Source organism: Microbacterium sp. bgisy203 (assembly GCF_057706945.1).
In genome coordinates this window covers 165,986-183,147 of the sequence record NZ_JBYIPF010000005.1, presented here as the reverse complement: position 1 = coordinate 183,147, position 17,162 = coordinate 165,986, and the positions used below count along the sequence as shown (strand labels likewise).

18 protein-coding genes are annotated in these 17,162 nt (G+C 71.0%); 14 read left to right on the top strand and 4 right to left on the bottom strand.

The annotated features are described in order from the left end of the window. The first annotated feature begins 48 nt into the window (after window positions 1-48). From pgsA to dapF, 12 genes are all read left to right on the top strand, one after another. Window positions 49-642, top strand: a complete 594-nt coding sequence (gene pgsA / locus AC3ENQ_RS10015; protein ID WP_431804178.1) for a CDP-diacylglycerol--glycerol-3-phosphate 3-phosphatidyltransferase — start codon at window positions 49-51, stop codon at window positions 640-642. After that, on the top strand, window positions 639-1,193 hold the full coding sequence (locus tag AC3ENQ_RS10010) for a CinA family protein (protein WP_431804176.1): 555 nt from the start codon (window positions 639-641) through the stop codon (window positions 1,191-1,193). The genes pgsA and AC3ENQ_RS10010 overlap by 4 nt, the downstream gene beginning before the upstream one ends. Before the next feature lie 280 nt (window positions 1,194-1,473). Continuing rightward, the gene (locus AC3ENQ_RS10005) at window positions 1,474-1,791 is read left to right on the top strand and encodes a helix-turn-helix domain-containing protein (protein WP_431804174.1); all 318 of its coding nucleotides are present in this window, start codon (window positions 1,474-1,476) and stop codon (window positions 1,789-1,791) included. A gap of 1 nt (window position 1,792) precedes the next feature. Then, on the top strand, window positions 1,793-2,014 hold the full coding sequence (locus AC3ENQ_RS10000) for a DUF3046 domain-containing protein (RefSeq protein ID WP_431804172.1): 222 nt from the start codon (window positions 1,793-1,795) through the stop codon (window positions 2,012-2,014). Between the two features lie 281 nt (window positions 2,015-2,295). Then, window positions 2,296-3,357, top strand: a complete 1,062-nt coding sequence (recA, locus tag AC3ENQ_RS09995; protein WP_431804170.1) for a recombinase RecA — start codon at window positions 2,296-2,298, stop codon at window positions 3,355-3,357. Then, window positions 3,357-4,148, top strand: coding sequence for a regulatory protein RecX (locus AC3ENQ_RS09990; protein ID WP_431804168.1), 792 nt, complete (start codon window positions 3,357-3,359; stop codon window positions 4,146-4,148). The genes recA and AC3ENQ_RS09990 overlap by 1 nt, the downstream gene beginning before the upstream one ends. Window positions 4,149-4,284: 136 nt before the next feature. Then, window positions 4,285-5,322 (top strand): ABC transporter ATP-binding protein, encoded by a 1,038-nt coding sequence (locus AC3ENQ_RS09985; protein ID WP_431804166.1) that lies wholly within the window; start codon window positions 4,285-4,287, stop codon window positions 5,320-5,322. Further along, window positions 5,319-6,197 (top strand): ABC transporter permease, encoded by an 879-nt coding sequence (locus AC3ENQ_RS09980; RefSeq protein ID WP_431804164.1) that lies wholly within the window; start codon window positions 5,319-5,321, stop codon window positions 6,195-6,197. The genes AC3ENQ_RS09985 and AC3ENQ_RS09980 overlap by 4 nt, the downstream gene beginning before the upstream one ends. A gap of 83 nt (window positions 6,198-6,280) precedes the next feature. Next, window positions 6,281-7,843, top strand: a complete 1,563-nt coding sequence (gene miaB, locus AC3ENQ_RS09975; protein ID WP_431804162.1) for a tRNA (N6-isopentenyl adenosine(37)-C2)-methylthiotransferase MiaB — start codon at window positions 6,281-6,283, stop codon at window positions 7,841-7,843. A 61-nt stretch (window positions 7,844-7,904) separates the two neighbouring features. After that, window positions 7,905-8,852: a tRNA (adenosine(37)-N6)-dimethylallyltransferase MiaA gene (gene miaA, locus AC3ENQ_RS09970; protein ID WP_431804160.1), complete on the top strand. Its 948-nt coding sequence runs from the start codon at window positions 7,905-7,907 to the stop codon at window positions 8,850-8,852. After that, on the top strand, window positions 8,849-9,271 hold the full coding sequence (locus tag AC3ENQ_RS09965; RefSeq protein WP_431804158.1) for a GNAT family acetyltransferase: 423 nt from the start codon (window positions 8,849-8,851) through the stop codon (window positions 9,269-9,271). Before miaA ends, AC3ENQ_RS09965 begins: the two co-directional genes overlap by 4 nt. Window positions 9,272-9,328: 57 nt before the next feature. Continuing rightward, window positions 9,329-10,213, top strand: coding sequence for a diaminopimelate epimerase (gene dapF / locus AC3ENQ_RS09960; RefSeq protein WP_431804156.1), 885 nt, complete (start codon window positions 9,329-9,331; stop codon window positions 10,211-10,213). Between the two features lie 16 nt (window positions 10,214-10,229). Here dapF and AC3ENQ_RS09955 read toward each other — a convergent pair whose 3' ends face one another. Both AC3ENQ_RS09955 and AC3ENQ_RS09950 read right to left on the bottom strand, forming a co-directional pair. Next, entirely contained in the window at window positions 10,230-11,189 is a 960-nt protein-coding gene (locus AC3ENQ_RS09955; protein ID WP_431804154.1) for a Dyp-type peroxidase, read from the bottom strand. A gap of 2 nt (window positions 11,190-11,191) precedes the next feature. Continuing rightward, a complete protein-coding gene (locus tag AC3ENQ_RS09950; protein WP_431804152.1) occupies window positions 11,192-11,863 on the bottom strand; it encodes a class I SAM-dependent methyltransferase in 672 nt (223 codons plus the stop codon). Window positions 11,864-12,004: 141 nt separating this feature from the next. Here AC3ENQ_RS09950 and hflX point away from each other — a divergent pair, with 141 nt between their 5' ends. After that, on the top strand, window positions 12,005-13,612 hold the full coding sequence (hflX, locus tag AC3ENQ_RS09945; RefSeq protein ID WP_431804150.1) for a GTPase HflX: 1,608 nt from the start codon (window positions 12,005-12,007) through the stop codon (window positions 13,610-13,612). A gap of 200 nt (window positions 13,613-13,812) precedes the next feature. Here the strand turns inward: hflX and AC3ENQ_RS09940 are convergent, their stop codons facing one another. Continuing rightward, the gene (locus AC3ENQ_RS09940) at window positions 13,813-15,714 is read right to left on the bottom strand and encodes a S9 family peptidase (protein WP_431804148.1); all 1,902 of its coding nucleotides are present in this window, start codon (window positions 15,712-15,714) and stop codon (window positions 13,813-13,815) included. Window positions 15,715-15,763: 49 nt separating this feature from the next. Beyond that, entirely contained in the window at window positions 15,764-16,426 is a 663-nt protein-coding gene (gene lexA, locus AC3ENQ_RS09935; protein ID WP_431804146.1) for a transcriptional repressor LexA, read from the bottom strand. A 310-nt stretch (window positions 16,427-16,736) separates the two neighbouring features. Between lexA and AC3ENQ_RS09930 the strand changes: the two genes are divergently transcribed. Beyond that, a complete protein-coding gene (locus tag AC3ENQ_RS09930) occupies window positions 16,737-17,162 on the top strand; it encodes a LysM peptidoglycan-binding domain-containing protein (RefSeq protein ID WP_431804145.1) in 426 nt (141 codons plus the stop codon).

The window sequence follows — 17,162 nt, the reverse complement described above, 5'->3', positions numbered from 1 at the left end:
CCCTCGCATCGCCCGGGAATGGCGCCTTCCGGCGGGTAGGCTCGGTTCGTGACGATCCCCCGCCAGCTCCCGAACGCGATCACGATCGTGCGCATCCTGTGCGCGCCGGTGTTCCTCTGGATGCTGTTGGCGGATGCCGGGAACGACGGGCCACTCCGCTGGTGGGCGGCGATCCTCTTCATCGTCGCGATCGCCACCGACGGGATCGATGGATACCTCGCACGCAAGTACGAGATCGTCACCGACCTCGGAAAGCTCCTCGACCCCATCGCCGACAAGGCGCTCACCGGCTGCGCGTTCGTCGGCCTGTCGATCCTCGGCGAGCTGCCGTGGTGGATCACGATCGTTGTGCTCATCCGCGAGGTCGGCATCACCGTGCACCGTCTCCTGGTGGCGAGCGATCACGTCGTCGCGGCCGCCTGGATGGGGAAGCTCAAGACCGTCGCGCAGGCGGTCGCGCTGTCGCTCGCGCTGCTGCCGCTGTGGGCGATCGTGGGCGACTGGATCCACGTCGTGAACACCATCGCGATGACGATCGCCGTCGTCCTCACGATCGCGAGCGGCATCGACTACGTCGTGACCGAGGTGCGCGGCGCGCGGTCGACGCGATCGGCCGACCGCGGATCGGGGGAGCGGCGATGACCACGCGCACACCCGCCGAGCGGCACTCCGACCTCCCCGAGGACCTCGAGAGCACTCAGGTGTCGGTGGGTCGCCTCAGCGAACCGGAGCGGCTCGTCGCGCGCCTGGGCGAGCTCGGCTGGACGCTGGGTGTCGCCGAGTCGCTCACCGGGGGCCTCGTCGTCGCGTCCATCGTCGCCGTGCCGGGGGCATCCGCAGCCTTGCGCGGGGGGATCGTCGCCTACGCGACCGATCTCAAGGCGGCCCTGCTCGGCGTCGACGAGACGCTGCTCTCGGCCCACGGCCCCGTGCACCCGCGGGTCGCGCGGCAGATGGCGGAGGGCGTCCGGCGCGCGGTCGGCCGCGACGGTGAACCGGCCGACGTCGGCATCGCGACGACGGGCATCGCCGGTCCCGTGTCACCCGACGGGCAACCTGTCGGAACGGTGCATATCGCCGTCTCGACGCCGCTCGGCTCGCGCGTCGAGTCGGTGCAGCTGGGCGGCGACCGGGCCGCCATCCGCGCCGAGGCGGCCGCCCTTGCGGTCCGCGTCGCGCTCGAGGCTCTCTGAGCCCGGGGTCCCCGTCGGGGTGGCGCTTCGAGGTGCCGCGTTCTGTCGGCATCCGACGCTCTGTGCGACGAAACCCGGCACCCGGATGCCGGTGGCCAGGGTGCGCGCACCGCGCCCACGGCCGCATCGGGAATAGCCTGCGTGACGAGCCTGTTACGTCTCAGTGATTCCCAACCATTCCCCAGCACCGGCGGGCTAGTGTGTCCACCACAGTGACTCACCGGTGCGGTACTGTTGTCCACCCGGGACGCGGATTCACTATCGAAGGAGGGGGCCCGAGATGATCCTGGTTCGTCAAGAGATCGGCGAAGTCCTGCGCGACTTCCGCCTGCAGAAGGGGCGCACCCTCCGTCAGGTCGCGGGACGCGCGAGCGTCGCCCTCGGCTATTTGAGCGAGGTCGAGCGCGGTCAGAAAGAGGCATCGAGCGAGATCCTCGCCTCGGTCGCCGACGCGCTCGATGTTCCCATCTCCACCATCATGCGCGAGGTCGGCGACCGCATCTCGGTGCTCGAGGGCCTGCAGGTCTTCCCCGACGTCGTCCCCGACGACCTGGCTGCGCTCGAGGGCGACATCCAGCCGCAGCTCTCGCTGCGTTGACGTGCGTCGCAGCGAGTTCACGCGGGCTGTCGACGCGGAGTTCGGGGCGCGCGCGGCATCCGTCGTCGCGGACCTGACGCTCGGCGGGGTCGGCCACCGCACGGCGGCCGAAGCCCTCGCCGACGGCGTCGACCCGCGCGACGTGTGGCTGGCGCTGTGCGTCGAGGCCGACGTGCCCGAGTCGCGCCGTCACGGTGTCGGCATGCGCGAACCACGACGCTGAGGCGGATACGACGACACCGGTTGGAAGACACGGCGTGTCGTCGTATTTTTGTTCGAGGCGGTCATAGGCTCCTCCAACAAGAGGGATCGCGGGGAAGTTATCCACCGTTGCGCGGGATTCGCCGACCGATGTCGGAGGCCCTTCGTAACGTGGTCAGCGTCACCACGACACCTCCGCCTTGTCGCAGATCCCACCCCGTCGGGGCGGGGCGCGACAGCCTACAGGCGACGGATATCCCGACGCGGCGCAGCCGCCGACGGCAGAACAAGAAGGAGCACGTCATGCCCTCACCCGCAGACCGCGAGAAGGCCCTCGAGTCGGCCCTCGCCCAGATCGACCGGCAGTTCGGAAAGGGCTCGGTGATGCGCCTCGGCAGCGACGAGCGCGCACCCGTCGCCGTCATCCCCACGGGCTCCATCGCCCTCGACGTCGCCCTCGGCGTCGGCGGCCTGCCCCGCGGGCGCATCGTCGAGATCTACGGACCGGAGTCGTCCGGTAAGACGACCCTCACGTTGCACGCGATCGCGAACGTCCAGCGCGCCGGCGGCATCGCCGCGTTCGTGGATGCCGAACACGCGCTCGACCCCGACTATGCGCAGAAGCTGGGCGTCGACATCGACCAGCTGCTCGTTTCGCAGCCCGACACGGGCGAGCAGGCGCTCGAGATCGCCGACATGCTCGTGCGCTCCGGGGCGATCGACCTCGTCGTGATCGACTCCGTCGCCGCGCTGGTGCCCAAGGCCGAGATCGAAGGCGAGATGGGTGACTCCCACGTGGGTCTCCAGGCGCGCCTCATGTCCCAGGCGCTCCGCAAGCTCACCGGTGGCCTGAACCAGACCGGCACCACGATGATCTTCATCAACCAGCTGCGCGAGAAGATCGGCGTGTTCTTCGGCTCTCCCGAGACCACCGCCGGTGGTAAGGCGCTGAAGTTCTACGCCTCGGTCCGCCTCGACATCCGTCGCATCGAGACCCTTAAGGACGGCACGGAGGCGGTCGGAAACCGCACGCGCGTGAAGGTCGTCAAGAACAAGATGGCCCCGCCGTTCAAGCAGGCCGAGTTCGACATCCTCTATGGCGTCGGCATCTCGCGCGAGGGATCGCTCATCGATTACGGCGTCGACCAGGGCATCGTGAAGAAGTCGGGCGCCTGGTACACCTACGACGGTGAGCAGCTGGGCCAGGGCAAGGAGAACGCCCGCAACTTCCTCCTGAAGAACACCGACATCGCCGCCGACATCGAGCAGAAGATCCTGCAGAAGCTCGGCATCGGGCAGCCCAAGGTCGTCGAGGGCTCCGACGCTCCCGCCGGCGACGAGCTGGCGGCCCGCCGGCCGGCCTGATGACCGGCGACTTCGGGGGCGGGGCCGAGCGCCTCGCCCCCGTGACCCCGCTGTTCGGCCCGCGTGATGCGGCGCCCGCGCGCCAGCCCGAGGCCCCGTCTGCGGAGGCGCTCGACGCGGCGTCCGGTCCCGGCGCGGAAGACGCGCAAGACCCGTCGTGGCACACGACGTGGACGGCGCCGGTCGTCGAACGCCCGAGCACGGTGCCCGGGTCGGCCGCGCCGGGCGCGCCCGGCTCGGGGTGCGCGGTCGCCGCAGGAGGCGACGACTCGCCGGTGGATGACGACACCGCTTCCGCCGGCGAGATCGCGGACTCGGGAGAGGCCGCGCTCCTGCGGAAGCTGCGGACGCGCTCGCTCTCCGAGCGCGAAGCGCGCGACGTGCTGCGTGAGCGCGAGGTCGATCGGGCATCGGCCGACGAGATCGTCGACCGGTTCGTCCGGCACGGCTACCTCGATGACGCGAAGCTCGCCGAGCAACTCGTCCACACCGCCACGGAGCGCAAGGGCCAGGGTCGGATGGTCATCGCCCAGACGCTCGCCAAGCGCGGAATCCCGCGCGATGTCGTCGACGCGGCGCTCGCGGAGCTTCCCGATGACGAGCTCGAACGGGCGCTCGAGTTCGCACGCAGCAAGGTCCGGTCGATGCGCGACCTCGACCGCGAGGTCGCGTTGCGGCGGCTGTCGGGCCAGCTCGCCCGGCGCGGGTATGGTGCGCACGCCCTCGAGGCGGCGCGCCGTGCGCTCGACGAGCGCGCCGGCGGCCGAGTGACCACCGTCCGGTTCCAGTGAGCGGCGGCGGGGCGCGCGTTCCAGGTTCCCCGTCACCTCTGCTCGTCCCTTCCGCCCGTCACTCCTGCCTCTCGCTTTTCTCCGGCACGATCTGACAGACTCGCCCTGACGGTCACGTCCCCTCATGGTGAGGACGATGCAGCCTCCCGGAAGCGCGGCAGCCAGTGGTCGTCGGGTCGGGGCGCGCGTGGCGATCGAGGTCGACGGATTGGTCAAGTCGCACCGCGCGGTGCGCGCCGTCGACGGCATCAGCTTCTCCGTCGCCGACGGCGAAATGTTCGCCTTCCTCGGCGCGAACGGAGCCGGGAAGTCCACGACCATCGGATGCCTCACCACACTGCTTCGACCCGACGCGGGCACGGTCCGGGTCGCGGGCGCGAACGTTCGCACCGAGCAGGACCGCGTGCGGCGGTCGATCGGCGTGGTCTTTCAGGCATCCCTCATGGACGACGGGCAGACGGTGCGCGAGAACCTCCGCTTGCGCGGCACGCTCTCCCGCGTGCCGGCCCGCCGGATCGGTCGGCGGATCGACGAGCTCAGTGATCTCATCGACCTCCACGGATTCCTCGACCGACCGTACGGTCGACTGTCGGGTGGTCAGCGACGCCGTGCCGACATCGCCCGCGCACTCCTGCACGAGCCCGCGATCCTGTTCCTCGACGAGCCGACCGCCGGGCTCGATCCGGCCAGCCGGGTCGCCGTGTGGTCCGCGGTCGACCGTCTCCGCGAAGACCACGGACTCACCGTCTTCGTTACGACCCACTACATGGAGGAGACCGAACGCGCCGACCACGTGTGCATCATCGCGAGCGGCCGGATCGTGGCGCGCGGGACGCCCGCCTCGCTCCGCGCCCGCTACAGCCGGAGCACCCTGACCGTCGACACCGATTCCCCCGCCGAGCTGCGCGCCCTCGTCGGCGCCGCGGAGACCGTCGCCGACGGGAACATCCTCCACATCACCGTCCCGGATGCCGCGGAGGCCTTCCGCGTCCTCGAGGCGCACCACGGGCATGTGCGCGACTTCGAGTTCCGCCACGGTCGGATGGACGACGTCTTCCTCGCCCTCACCGGCGTCGACGGTACCGGCCCCGAGGACACGACACCGGCAGCCGATACCGCCGATGCCGCCGACGACGCAGCGATGGGCGCGGAGAAGACGGAGGGCGCCGCGTGAGGATCGTCGCCGCGATCGTCGCGCGGAACCTGCGGCTGTTCTTCCGCGACCGCCTCAACGTGCTGTTCTCCCTGATGAGCGGACTGATCCTGTTCTTCCTCTACACCCTCTTCCTCGCGCGGCTCCAGGTCGACGGGCTCACCGCGTCGCTGCCCGAGGCGTCCAAGAGTGAGATCGAGGCGTTCATCGCGAGCTGGATGCTCTCGGGCATCGTTCTGCTCACGACCGTCACCGCCGGCATCGGGGCGCTCTCGACTCTCGTCGACGACCGCGCCACGGGGCGCTTCGCCGACTTCCTGGTCGCCCCGATCCGGCGCACCCACCTGGTCCTCGGGTATCTGCTGTCGTCGATCGTCGTCGCCGTCGTGATGTCGTCGATCGTGTTCGTCCTGACGGTGCTGTATCTCGGCATCCTGCACGACATCTGGATGACGCCCTACGAGATCATCCAGGCGCTCAGCGTCATGGTGCTCTGCTGCGCGGCTTTCACCTCGCTCGCGGCGTTCGGTGCATCCTTCCTCCGCACGACCGGCGCCTATTCGGCGTTCGCGACGATCGTCGGCACCGTCCTCGGGTTCGTCGCGGGCGCCTACATCCCCGTCGGGTCGCTCCCGGACGGCGTCGCCTCGACGATCAACGCGCTGCCCTTCGCGCAGGGTGCGATGCTCATGCGGCGTCCGTACACGGAACAGGCCGTCCAGGCCGTCACCGGGGGCGACGCCGACTCGATCGATTTCCTCCGCACCTTCTACGGCATCGACGTGCTCGTCGGCGATGCCCGCGTTTCGGCGGTGATTGCGATCGGCGTGCTCGTGCTCATGGCGATCGGCTTCACCGCCCTCGCCGCCGGTCGCGTGCGCTCGCTTCTGCGCTGAGCGTGCCGGTCAGCGCCCGCTCGGCACCGGTCGGCGCCCAGCCCCAGGGAGGACGAGCGCGCGGCTCGTACAATGGAGCGATCATGACTGCTCCGTCCGCCGCCCCCACTCTGATCGCGCCGTCGCCGGCCGCGACGACCGCCGACGGGCGCGCCCGCACCTACGAGGTGCGCACCTTCGGCTGCCAGATGAACGTCCACGATTCCGAGCGACTGTCGGGCTCGATGGAGTCGGCCGGCTACGTCCGCGCCGACGCGGGCGCCGAGGCCGACGTCGTCGTCATCAACACCTGCGCCGTCCGAGACAACGCCGCGGGCAAGCTCTACGGCACCCTCGGGCACCTCAAGAGCCGGAAGAATGCCCACGAGGGCATGCAGATCGCCGTCGGCGGATGCCTCGCCCAGATGGACAAGGATGCCGTGCAGCAGAAGGCGCCGTGGGTCGACGTCGTCTTCGGCACGCACAACATGGGGTCGCTCCCGAGCCTGCTCGAGCGCGCCCGCCACAACGGCGACGCGGAGCTCGAGATCCTCGAGTCGCTCGAGGTCTTCCCCTCCACCCTCCCCACCAAACGCGACTCGGTCTACAGCGGCTGGGTGTCGATCTCGGTCGGCTGCAACAACACGTGCACGTTCTGCATCGTGCCGCACCTGCGCGGCAAGGAGAAGGACCGCCGCCCCGGCGACATCCTGAACGAGATCCGCCTCCTCGTCGACGACGGCGCGATCGAGGTCACGCTCCTCGGCCAGAACGTCAACAGCTACGGCGTCGAGTTCGGCGACCGGCAGGCGTTCGGAAAGCTCCTCCGCGCCGCCGGTGAGATCCCCGGTCTCGAGCGCATCCGCTTCACGAGCCCGCACCCCGCCGCTTTCACCGACGACGTCATCGATGCGATGGCCGAGACCCCGGCGGTCATGCCGCAGCTGCACATGCCGCTGCAGTCGGGGTCGGACGCGATCCTCAAGGTGATGCGCCGGTCGTACCGGAGCACGAAGTTCCTCGGGATTCTCGACCGCGTGCGCGAGCGCATCCCGCACGCCGCGATCTCCACCGACATCATCGTCGGCTTCCCCGGTGAGACCGACGCGGACTTCGAAGACACGATGCGCGTCGTCGAGCAGGCGCGGTTCGCGAGTGCGTTCACCTTCCAGTACTCGATCCGCGAGGGCACTCCGGCGGCGACCATGCCGAACCAGGTTCCGAAGGCCGTCGTGCAGGAGCGCTACGAGCGCCTCGTCGCCCTGCAGGAGCGCATCTCGCTCGAAGAGAACCAGGCGCAGGTCGGCCGTGAGCTGGAGGTGCTCGTGTCGACGGGTGAGGGCAAGAAGGATGCCGCGACGCACCGCCTCACCGGCCGCGCCGAGGACAACCGGCTCGTCCACTTCGAACTTCCCGCGGGGAGCGAGAAGCCCCGTCCGGGCGATGTCGTCTCGGTGACCGTGACGCACGCCGCTCCCTTCCACCTTCTGGCCGATACGCCCGACGGCGCCCCGCTCCGCATCCGCCGCACGCGTGCGGGCGACGCGTGGGACCGCACGCAGGCGGAGTCCTGCGGTGTGCCCGCTCCGGCCGTATCGCTCACCGCCGACGGCCGCCGCGCCGTGGGCCTCGGCATCCCCACCCTCCGGCCCGCTCCCGGCGCGTGACGCTTCGACTCCGCGTTGCGCTCCCCGCTCAGCGCCCGGTGATGCCGAAAGCACCCGGTCGGTGAGCGACCGCAACGCGTCGATACACCCGGGCGACGCCCCGCGCCTGTGGGTGGTCGTCGGCGCGACCGGCACCGGCAAGACCGACCTGTCGCTGCGTCTCGCGGAGGCGCTCGCATCTCGCGGGCGCCCCGCCGAGATCGTCAACGCCGACGCGATGCAGCTCTACCGCGGCATGGACATCGGCACCGCGAAGCTTCCCGAGGCTGAACGCCGAGGTATCCCGCATCATCTCTTCGACGTCCTCGAGCCCACCGATGACGCCGCGGTCGCCTGGTACCAGAGCGCGGCGCGCGCGGTGATCGAGGAGATCTTCGCGCGCGGCGCCGACGCGATCCTCGTGGGCGGGTCGGGGCTCTACGTCTCGAGCGTCGTCTACGACTTCCGGTTCCCGCCGCGCGATGCGGCCGCGCGGTCGGCGCTCGAGGACGAGCTCGAGCGCGAGGGCGCCGCCGTCCTCTACGAGCGTCTGCGCGCGCGCGACCCCGAGACCGCGGCGCGCGTGGATCCCCGGAACGGACGACGGATCGTCCGCGCCCTCGAGGTGCTCGCCCAGGGCGCCGATACGCACGGCGCCGCGCTCCCCGCGGCGCCGGTGCGGTGGCACGAGCCGACGACGATCATCGGCGTGGAGGTTCCGCGTGCCGAGCTCGTCGTGCGGCTCGACGCGCGGGTGGAGGGCATGTGGGCCGCGGGCCTTCTCGACGAGGTCGCCGGCCTGCGCGCGCGGGGCTTCGAGCGCGGCACGACCGCGCCCCGTGCGATCGGTTATGCGCAGGCGCTGGCGCAGCTCGACGGCGCGCTCACCGAGGACGAGGCGATCGCCCAGACCCAGGCGCTCACCCGCCGGTACGCCCGGCGGCAGGTGTCGTGGTTCCGCCGCTACGACGGTGTGCGGTGGACGGACCCGGGCGCGGACGCTGGGACTCTGGCAGACTCACCCGGATGAGCATCGAGATCCGGAGCTTCGAGCCCTCCGACACCGAGGCGGTCGTCTCGCTCTGGCAGGAGACGGGCCTCACCCGCCCCTGGAACAACCCGTATCAGGACATCAGCCGCAAGCTCGACGTCCACTCGGAGCTCTTCCTGGTCGCGACCGACGACGGCGGCCTCGTCGGCACGGTGATGGCCGGCTACGACGGGCACCGCGGCTGGCTGTACTACCTCGCGGCATCCCCGTCCCGCCGCGGCGAGGGCATCGGGCGCCGTCTCGTGGAGCGCGCCGAGGAGCTTCTGCTCGACATGGGCTGCCCGAAGGTGCAGCTGATGGTGCGCCCCGAGAACGGCGGCGTGCACGACTTCTACACGAGGCTCGGCTACGAGCCGTTCGACTCGTGGACGACGGGCAAGCGCCTGATCTCCGACTGATCCGCGGTGCCTTCGCCCGTGCGCCGGACGGCTCGCGCGCGCCCGTAGACTGGGCCGATGGCCCGGAGCATCGCGTTCACCAAGGGGCACGGCACGGGCAACGACTTCGTGATCGTGCCCGACGCCGACGGCACGCTCGACCTCTCCGACGACCAGGTTGCGGCCCTCTGCGACCGCCGGTTCGGTGTCGGTGGTGACGGCATCCTGCGGGTCGTGCGGTCTTCCGCGATCGCCGAGGGCGATGCGACGCCCGATGCCGAGTGGTTCATGGACTACCGGAATGCCGACGGCTCCGCCGCGGAGATGTGCGGCAACGGCATCCGCGTCTACGCGAAGTACCTCGTCGAAGCCGGGCTCGCCGACATCGACGCCGCACCCCTGCGCATCGGCACGCGCGCCGGCACCAAGACTCTCACCCGGAGCGAGCCGGGTCTCGGCGCGACGCCCGGCTTCGAGGTCGACCTGGGCCTGTTCGCGATCGACGAGTCCGACATCGTCGTCCGCGCGCGGAACCTCGACGTGCCGCGCCCCGGCGTCTCGATCGACCTCGGCAACCCGCACGTCGTCGTCGCGCTGGGAGCGGATGCCGAGCTCGACGCGCTCGATCTGACGGTGCGCCCGCAGCTGCACCCCGAGCCCCGCCACGGCGCGAACATCGAGTTCGTCGTCCCCGGCGACCCGCTCGTCCGCGACGGTGTCGGCGCGATCCGCATGCGCGTCTTTGAGCGCGGCGTGGGGGAGACCCTCTCGTGCGGCACGGGCGTCGCCGCGTCGGCGCTCGCCGTGCGGCACTGGGCCGGTGCCGCCGCGCCCGACGTCTGGACGGTGGAGGTCCCCGGCGGGACCCTCGGTGTCCGCGTCGTCGAGGAACGCGACGGCTCGCACGTCCTGCTTTCGGGGCCTGCGACCCTCGTCTACTCGGGCGAGGTCGCGCTCGCCTGATCGCCGGCGCGGCGGATCAGGCGCCGAGGCTCTCGAGCAGCACTGGCGGCGGGATGAAGAACACCGACCCGGTGCAGGCGCTCGAGGCATCCAGGATGCGATCGTGCTTTCCGGGCGGGTCGCCGATGAACATCCGCTCGAGCATGCGCTCGATCACCCACAGCTCGCGCGCGTAACCGATGAAGTACGTACCGAACTCGCCGTGAGCGGGCGAGCCGAAGGGCATGTTGTCACGCAGGATGTCGTGTTCCACTCCGGCGTCGTCGGTGATGGTCGACAGCGTCTTGTGCGACTTCTGGTCGGGCGCCGCGGCGTCGTCGAGCTCGACGTTGTCGAGCTTCGTGCGCCCGATGATCGCCTCCTGCGTCTCGGTCGAATGCGCCCGCCACACGCCCATGTCGTGGACGTACTTCTGCACGACGAGGTAGCTCCCGCCTTCGCCGGCCGGATCCTCCGCTCCGATGAGGGTGGATGCCGGCAGGGCGTCGCCGACCGGGTTCGCGGTGCCGTCGACGAACCCCAGCAGGTCGCGCGCATCGAAATAGCGGAAGCCGACGGTCTCGTCGGCGACCGCGACCGCTCCGCCGAAGGCGTCGAGGATCTGGCGCTCCAGTTCGAAGCACAGGTCGTGACGCTCCGCGCGGATGTGCACGAAGAGGTCGCCCGGGGTCGAGGGGGCCGTGTGCACCGCGCCGCGGACTTCACGGAAAGGGTGGAGCTCGGCGGGGCGCGGCGCGCCGGTCACGGCATCCCACACGTCCGAACCGATGCCGACCGTACACGCCAGCGCGCCCGACAGGTCGCGGACGGCGACGTTCTTCACGAGGTCGCCGACGGATGCCAGTGCGCTTCGCACCGTCGCGACCGCGTCGGGCGCGCTCGTCAGCGTGAGGGTCAGCATGATCGCGTTCGAGGTGAGCGGAGCGTCCACGCGCTGCGGCTCGATGGGGACACGGCGCTGCGCGGAATCGCTCACGATCACTCCTCGGGTGCAGACTCGGGAAAGGCGTTCACGGTGGGGACGGGGGCGGTGGGGGTCGCGCCGTGACGGCGCACTTTCAGCACGCGGAAGCCGCGCGCGGTGGCGGCGCGCGTCACGGAGTACCCGTCGTCGAAGGTCGCCGCGAGCCAGCGCTGCAGCGAATCGGAGCCGAGGTTCCGCTGCACGACGAGCCAGGCGTCGCTGCGCTCGTCGAGGCGGGGGAGCCAGCGCTCCATGAGTCCGTGGAGCTCGTTCTTGCCGACACGGATCGGAGGGTTCGAGCGGATCGAGCGGAAGACCACGTCGCCGGGAATATCGTCGGGGAGCACGGCGTTGACGTTGGGCAGGCCCCACTCCTCGGCGTTCCGACGCACGAGGTCGAGCGCCCGCTCGTTGACGTCGACCGCCCAGACGGTCGCGTGCGGCGAGGCGACCGCGAGGCTCAAGGCGATCGGGCCCCACCCCGCGCCGAGATCGAGCAGGTGGCCGCCCGGCGGAGGCGGGGGCGTGTTGGCCAGCAGCACCGCCGTCCCGCCGTCGACGTGGCCGGGGCTGAACACCCCGCCCGCGGTCGTCACCTCACCCGCGCGACCCCCCAGGGTCACCGGAATGCGGCGCAACTGCTCGGCACTGGACGGGGTGGCACTGAAGTAGTGGTCGCTCCCCATCCTGCGAGCGTAGCGGAGGCGCCACGCGCCGCACACGATGCTCCATCCGCTCTCACCGCCCGTACGTCCCCCGCCTTCTCGCCTCCGCCCCTGATCCGGTGGGAACGGCTAGACTGCAAGGCTCAGCACGAAAAGGACCGAATGACCCAGAACACCGGCACCACCCGCGGCACCGACACCGCCGACACCACCCCCACTCCGACGACCGGCGACGACGCCGTCGCCTCGGCCACGCCTATCGACCCGGTCGAGCGGGTGCTCGCGCGCGCGCAATCGCACGCCGACGTGCACGTGTTCGGTGCGCAGCAGGGGATCGGCACAGCGCAGGGGATCGGCACAGCGCAGGCGCTCCAGGACGCCGCGACGGTCGCGTACGGCGACACCGACGGCGACCAGTGGGATCGCGAGGAGCGCGCGGCGCTCCGCCGCGTCCCGGGCCTGTCCACCGAGCTCGAGGACGTCACCGAGGTCGAGTACCGGCAGCTGCGCCTCGAGAACGTCGTCCTCGTCGGCGTGTACCCGCAGGGGTCCCAGGAGGATGCCGAGAACTCCCTCCGCGAGCTCGCCGCCCTCTCCGAGACCGCCGGCGCGGTCGTGCTCGACGGCGTCCTGCAACGGCGTCCGCACCCCGACCCCGCCACCTACATCGGCCGCGGCAAGGCCGCCGAGCTGCGCGACCTCGTCGCCGCCGTCGGCGCCGACACGGTCATCGCCGACACCGAGCTGGCGCCCAGCCAGCGGCGCGCCCTGGAAGACGTCGTCAAGGTCAAGGTGATCGACCGCACCACCGTCATCCTCGACATCTTCAGCCAGCACGCGAAGTCCCGCGAGGGCAAGGCGCAGGTCGAACTCGCCCAGCTCGAGTACCTCCTTCCGCGCCTGCGCGGCTGGGGTGACTCGATGAGCCGTCAGGCCGGTGGCCAGGTCGGCGCGGGCGGAGCGGGCATGGGATCGCGCGGCCCCGGTGAGACGAAGATCGAGCTCGATCGGCGCAGGATCCGCACCAAGATGGCGCAGCTGCGTCATCAGTTGCGCGACTTCGCGCCCGCGCGCGAGGCGAAGCGGGCCGAGCGCAAGCGCAACACGATCCCCGCCGTCGCGATCGCCGGGTACACGAACGCCGGCAAGTCGAGCCTGCTCAACCGCCTGACCCGCGCCGGTGTGCTCGTCGAGAACGCGCTGTTCGCGACCCTCGACACCTCGGTGCGGCGCACAGAGACGGCTGACGGCCGCGTCTACACGCTCACCGACACGGTCGGGTTCGTCCGGAACCTCCCGCACCAGCTGGTCGAGGCGTTCCGCTCGACGCTCGAAGAGGTCGGCGAGGCCGACGTCATCGTGCACGTCGTCGACGGGTCGCATCCCGACCCCGCCGCGCAGCTGCAGACCGTGCGCGACGTGATCGGCGACGTCGGCGCGCGAGACCTGCCCGAGATCGTCGTGTTCAACAAGGCCGACCTCGTCGACGACGACATGCGCCTCGTGCTGCGCGGCCTCGCGCCGCAGGCGCTGTTCGTCTCGTCCCGCACCGGTGAGGGCATTGACGAGCTCCGCGAGCGGATCGAGGAGACCCTGCCGCTTCCGGCCGTCGAGGTGCACGCCGTCGTCCCGTACGACCGGGGCGAGCTCGTCTCGGCGGTGCACGAGCACGGCATCATCCTCAGCGAGGACCACGGCCCCGACGGCACGATCCTGCACGCGCACGTCCCCGCGATCCTCGGCGGGCGTCTGGCTCCGTTCGCGATCTGACGCGGCGCGCAGGTGCGGGCCGAGCGCCTCGGCGCCGGTGCTTCGGAGTCGCGGTTCTTCGGAGATCCTGCGTTCCTCGGAGGGTCGCGGTTCTTCGGAGATTCTGCGTTCTTCGGAGATCCTGCGTTTTTCGGAGATCCGGGGGCGAATCGGTCCGAAGTACGCGTGATCTCCGAAGGTGGGCGGGGCGATGCGCGGCGTCAGTCGAGGGCGATCGGCGGGATGCCGGGGGTGTCGAAGCCGAACACCGCGCCCAGGAACGCGAGCTCCGACTCGAGCGAGTGGACGATCGTCTCGCGGCGTCGGAAGCCGTGGCCCTCGCCTTCGTAGAGAACGTAGGCGTGCGGCACGCCGCGCGCGGCGAGGGCGTCGCGGATCGCCTCCGACTGGGCGGGCGGGACGACGGCATCCTCCGACCCCTGCAGCAGGAGCGTCGGGGTGCGGAACTCGTTCGCGCGCCCGAGCGGCGAACGCTCCCGGTACAGCGCCTCTGCCTCGGGGAGCGGGCCGATGAGCCCGTCGAGGTAGCGCGCCTCGAAGTCGTGGGTGTCTTCGGCGAGGGCGCGTGCATCGCCGACGCCGTACCGCGAGATGCCCACCGAGAAGACATCGGTGCCGACGAGCGCGCCGAGCACCGTCCAGCCGCCCGCCGATCCGCCCTCGATCGCGATGCGTGCGGGGTCGGCCAGGCCCGCGTCGATGAGCCCGCGCGCCGCGGCGGCTACGTCGTCGACGTCGACGATTCCCCACTGGCCGCGCAGCCGCTCGCGGTACGCGCGCCCGTATCCCGTCGACCCGCCGTAGTTGACGTCGAGCACGCCGATGCCGCGGCTGGTGAAGAATGCGGTCTTCGCGTCGGCGACGCCGCCGGCGTGCGCGGTCGGCCCGCCGTGGACGAACACGACGTACGGCGGGAGGGCGCCCTCTGCCGCGGCCGCGTCCGGATTCGTCGGAGGGAAGTCGAAGGCGTGCACCTCGCCGTGCGGCCCGGCGAAGGTGACCGGGCGCCCCACCGGCATCCACTCGGCATCCCCGGAACTCCCCGCGACCTGCGTGACCGCGCCGTCCGCGCCCACGAGCCAGATCCCGGTGCTGCCGACGCCCGCGCCCGAGACGAGGATGCCGTCGCCTGCGGCATCCTCGATCGACAGTCGCGCCGTCGCGGGCAGATCGACGATCGTCTCGGTGCCGTCGGCGTCGATCAGCACCAGCTCGTCCGCGCCGTGCGTACGGATCGCCGCGATGCGGCCGTCGGGGAGCAGCGCGTACCAGCGCGAGCCGAGAGCCCACAGCGGGCCGCCGGTGTCGGCGTCCGCTTCGGCGAGGGGCGACGGCTCGCCGAAGCCGTCGGGCCCTGAGACGCGGTGCCAGATGTTCCAGCGCCCCGTCGGCTCGTCGAGGTAGACGATCTCGTCGTCGCCACGCCATTCCGGCTGGAGAGCCGCGGTCGTGCCGTCGGTCATCGACGCCCACGAGGTGACGCGATCGTCTGTGAGGCGGCCGACGCGCACCTCGGTGCGGTCCCACGGCATGTGCGGGTGGTTCCACGCGACCCAGGCCAGGCGCGAGCCGTCGGGAGAGAGAGCGGGCTGGGCGACGAAGTCGCTTCCGGCGACGAGCTGCAAGACGTGCGGCGAATCGTCGACGGTGATCCGCACGATGCCGCGTCGAACCGCGGCGCCGTCGCCGTGCCACTCCCGGACGGCGAGCAGCGCGCCGTGCGAGAAGCGGAGCCCTCCGTAGCGGGTGGCGGGGTCCTCCGGGGTGAGCGGGCGAGGCTCGGCTCCGGGCGTGAGGAGCCACACGCGCTGGTCGCTCTTCTCGACGAATGCCAGTGCTCCGGCACCCGTCGCCGCCCACGCGCCGCCGCCGTACTCGTGCACGCTCGAGCGTGCGTTCCAGGGCGCGGGCAGGACGGTCTCCGTGTCGCCTGCGGCGGTGCGGCGACGGACGGTGGTGCGCCCTCCCTCGGCGGGGAGGGACTCGCCCCACCACACCTCGTCGCCGACGAACGCGGCGCCCTCGAAGCGCGGTGAGGCGGCGGATGCCCATTCGGCCGACAGCGGTGAGGGCCAGGAGCCGGGGGTGGAGACGGTGACCATGCCCTCACGGTACCCGTTGCCACGCACGCGGCGGCGGGTCGTGCGGGTCTCAGACGGCGCGGAGAACGGCGACGACCTTGCCGAGCACCGTGGCGTTGTCGCCGACGATCGGCTCGAACGCGGAGTTGCGCGGCAGCAGCCACGTGTGGCCGTCGCGCTGGCGGAACGTCTTGACGGTCGCCTCGCCGTCGAGCATCGCCGCGACGATGTCGCCGTTGTTCGCGGTCGACTGGGTGCGCACGACGACCCAGTCGCCGTCGCAGATCGCGGCGTCGATCATCGACTCGCCGCTCACCTTCAGCATGAACAGGTCGCCCTTGCCGACGAGCTGGCGGGGGAGCGGGAAGATCTCCTCCACCTGCTGATCGGCGGTGATGGGCACGCCCGCCGCGATGCGGCCCACGAGCGGCACGAGCGCGGCATCGCCGACGCTCGGCGCCTCGTCGGCGGGGTTCTCGGTCGCCGCGCCCGGCAGATCGATGAGGACCTCCATCGCGCGCGTCTTGCCCGCATCGCGCCGGAGGTAGCCGCTCAGTTCGAGCTGATTGAGCTGGTGGGTCACACTCGACAGCGACTTGAGCCCGACGGCGTCGCCGATCTCGCGCATGCTCGGCGGGTAGCCGTAGCGCGCGATCGACCGCTGGATCACCTCGAGGATCGCCAGCTGCTTCTCGCTCAGGCTCTTACGCCGACGCGTCTGCGGCTTCTCCATGGATCCTTCTCCTTCACTTCCCGTTCGTATGGCACTTGTGTGTCGTCCGCCTCGGTGCTCGTCTTCGAATGTCCGAGGTTGGTGATGGGGTCCTGTTGTCGAAACCGTATCCGGTTCCGACGGTCGGGGCCGGGAAGCGATCGCGTGTCGCGTTCGATCCGATTCCGACCGATTCATCGGTTGACAAGAACACTGTATCGAAGATAGCTTCGGAATGGAAGTTCGCTCCTGATCTCCCCGGCCGGAGATCGCGAGCGAAGATTCCGACATCCGACGCTCCAGATCCGAGTCCCACCTCGAGGAGGACCCCATGAGCACGATCGAGATCCACCCCCGCACGGCTTTCGACCCGCTGGCCACGACCCAGCCGCACCCCACCACGCGCGCGCACCCCACCACGCGCCCGCACCCCACCACGCGCCTGCGCCTCACGGTGCGTGGCCGCCGTGTCATCGCTGCAATCGCCGCCCTTCCCGCGGTCATCGCCGTGACGATCGCGATCCTGTCCGGTGGCGGAGCGCTCGCCTCCGGCGAACAGGGAGCTGCGGCGGGGACGTTCCAGTACGTCACCGTCATGCCCGGCGACACCCTGTGGTCGATCGCCGAAGAGGTCGCGCCCGCCGCCGACACGCGCGACGTCGTGGATGACATCGCTCGTCTCAACGCCCTGTCCTCCGGAGAACTCGCCGCCGGTCAGAGCCTCGCGATCCCCACCGAATACGCCGAAGCGCGCTGA

Coding starts and splice junctions, on each gene's coding strand:
- AC3ENQ_RS09940 (WP_431804148.1), bottom strand. CDS start 15,714: ATGGTCACCGTCTCCACCCCCGGCTCCTGGCCCTCACCGCTGTCGGCC.
- AC3ENQ_RS09950 (WP_431804152.1), bottom strand. CDS start 11,863: ATGGGGAGCGACCACTACTTCAGTGCCACCCCGTCCAGTGCCGAGCAG.
- lexA (WP_431804146.1), bottom strand. CDS start 16,426: ATGGAGAAGCCGCAGACGCGTCGGCGTAAGAGCCTGAGCGAGAAGCAG.
- AC3ENQ_RS10005 (WP_431804174.1), top strand. CDS start 1,474: ATGATCCTGGTTCGTCAAGAGATCGGCGAAGTCCTGCGCGACTTCCGC.
- AC3ENQ_RS09990 (WP_431804168.1), top strand. CDS start 3,357: ATGACCGGCGACTTCGGGGGCGGGGCCGAGCGCCTCGCCCCCGTGACC.
- AC3ENQ_RS09985 (WP_431804166.1), top strand. CDS start 4,285: ATGCAGCCTCCCGGAAGCGCGGCAGCCAGTGGTCGTCGGGTCGGGGCG.
- AC3ENQ_RS10010 (WP_431804176.1), top strand. CDS start 639: ATGACCACGCGCACACCCGCCGAGCGGCACTCCGACCTCCCCGAGGAC.
- recA (WP_431804170.1), top strand. CDS start 2,296: ATGCCCTCACCCGCAGACCGCGAGAAGGCCCTCGAGTCGGCCCTCGCC.
- AC3ENQ_RS09965 (WP_431804158.1), top strand. CDS start 8,849: ATGAGCATCGAGATCCGGAGCTTCGAGCCCTCCGACACCGAGGCGGTC.
- dapF (WP_431804156.1), top strand. CDS start 9,329: ATGGCCCGGAGCATCGCGTTCACCAAGGGGCACGGCACGGGCAACGAC.
- miaB (WP_431804162.1), top strand. CDS start 6,281: ATGACTGCTCCGTCCGCCGCCCCCACTCTGATCGCGCCGTCGCCGGCC.
- AC3ENQ_RS09930 (WP_431804145.1), top strand. CDS start 16,737: ATGAGCACGATCGAGATCCACCCCCGCACGGCTTTCGACCCGCTGGCC.
- hflX (WP_431804150.1), top strand. CDS start 12,005: ATGACCCAGAACACCGGCACCACCCGCGGCACCGACACCGCCGACACC.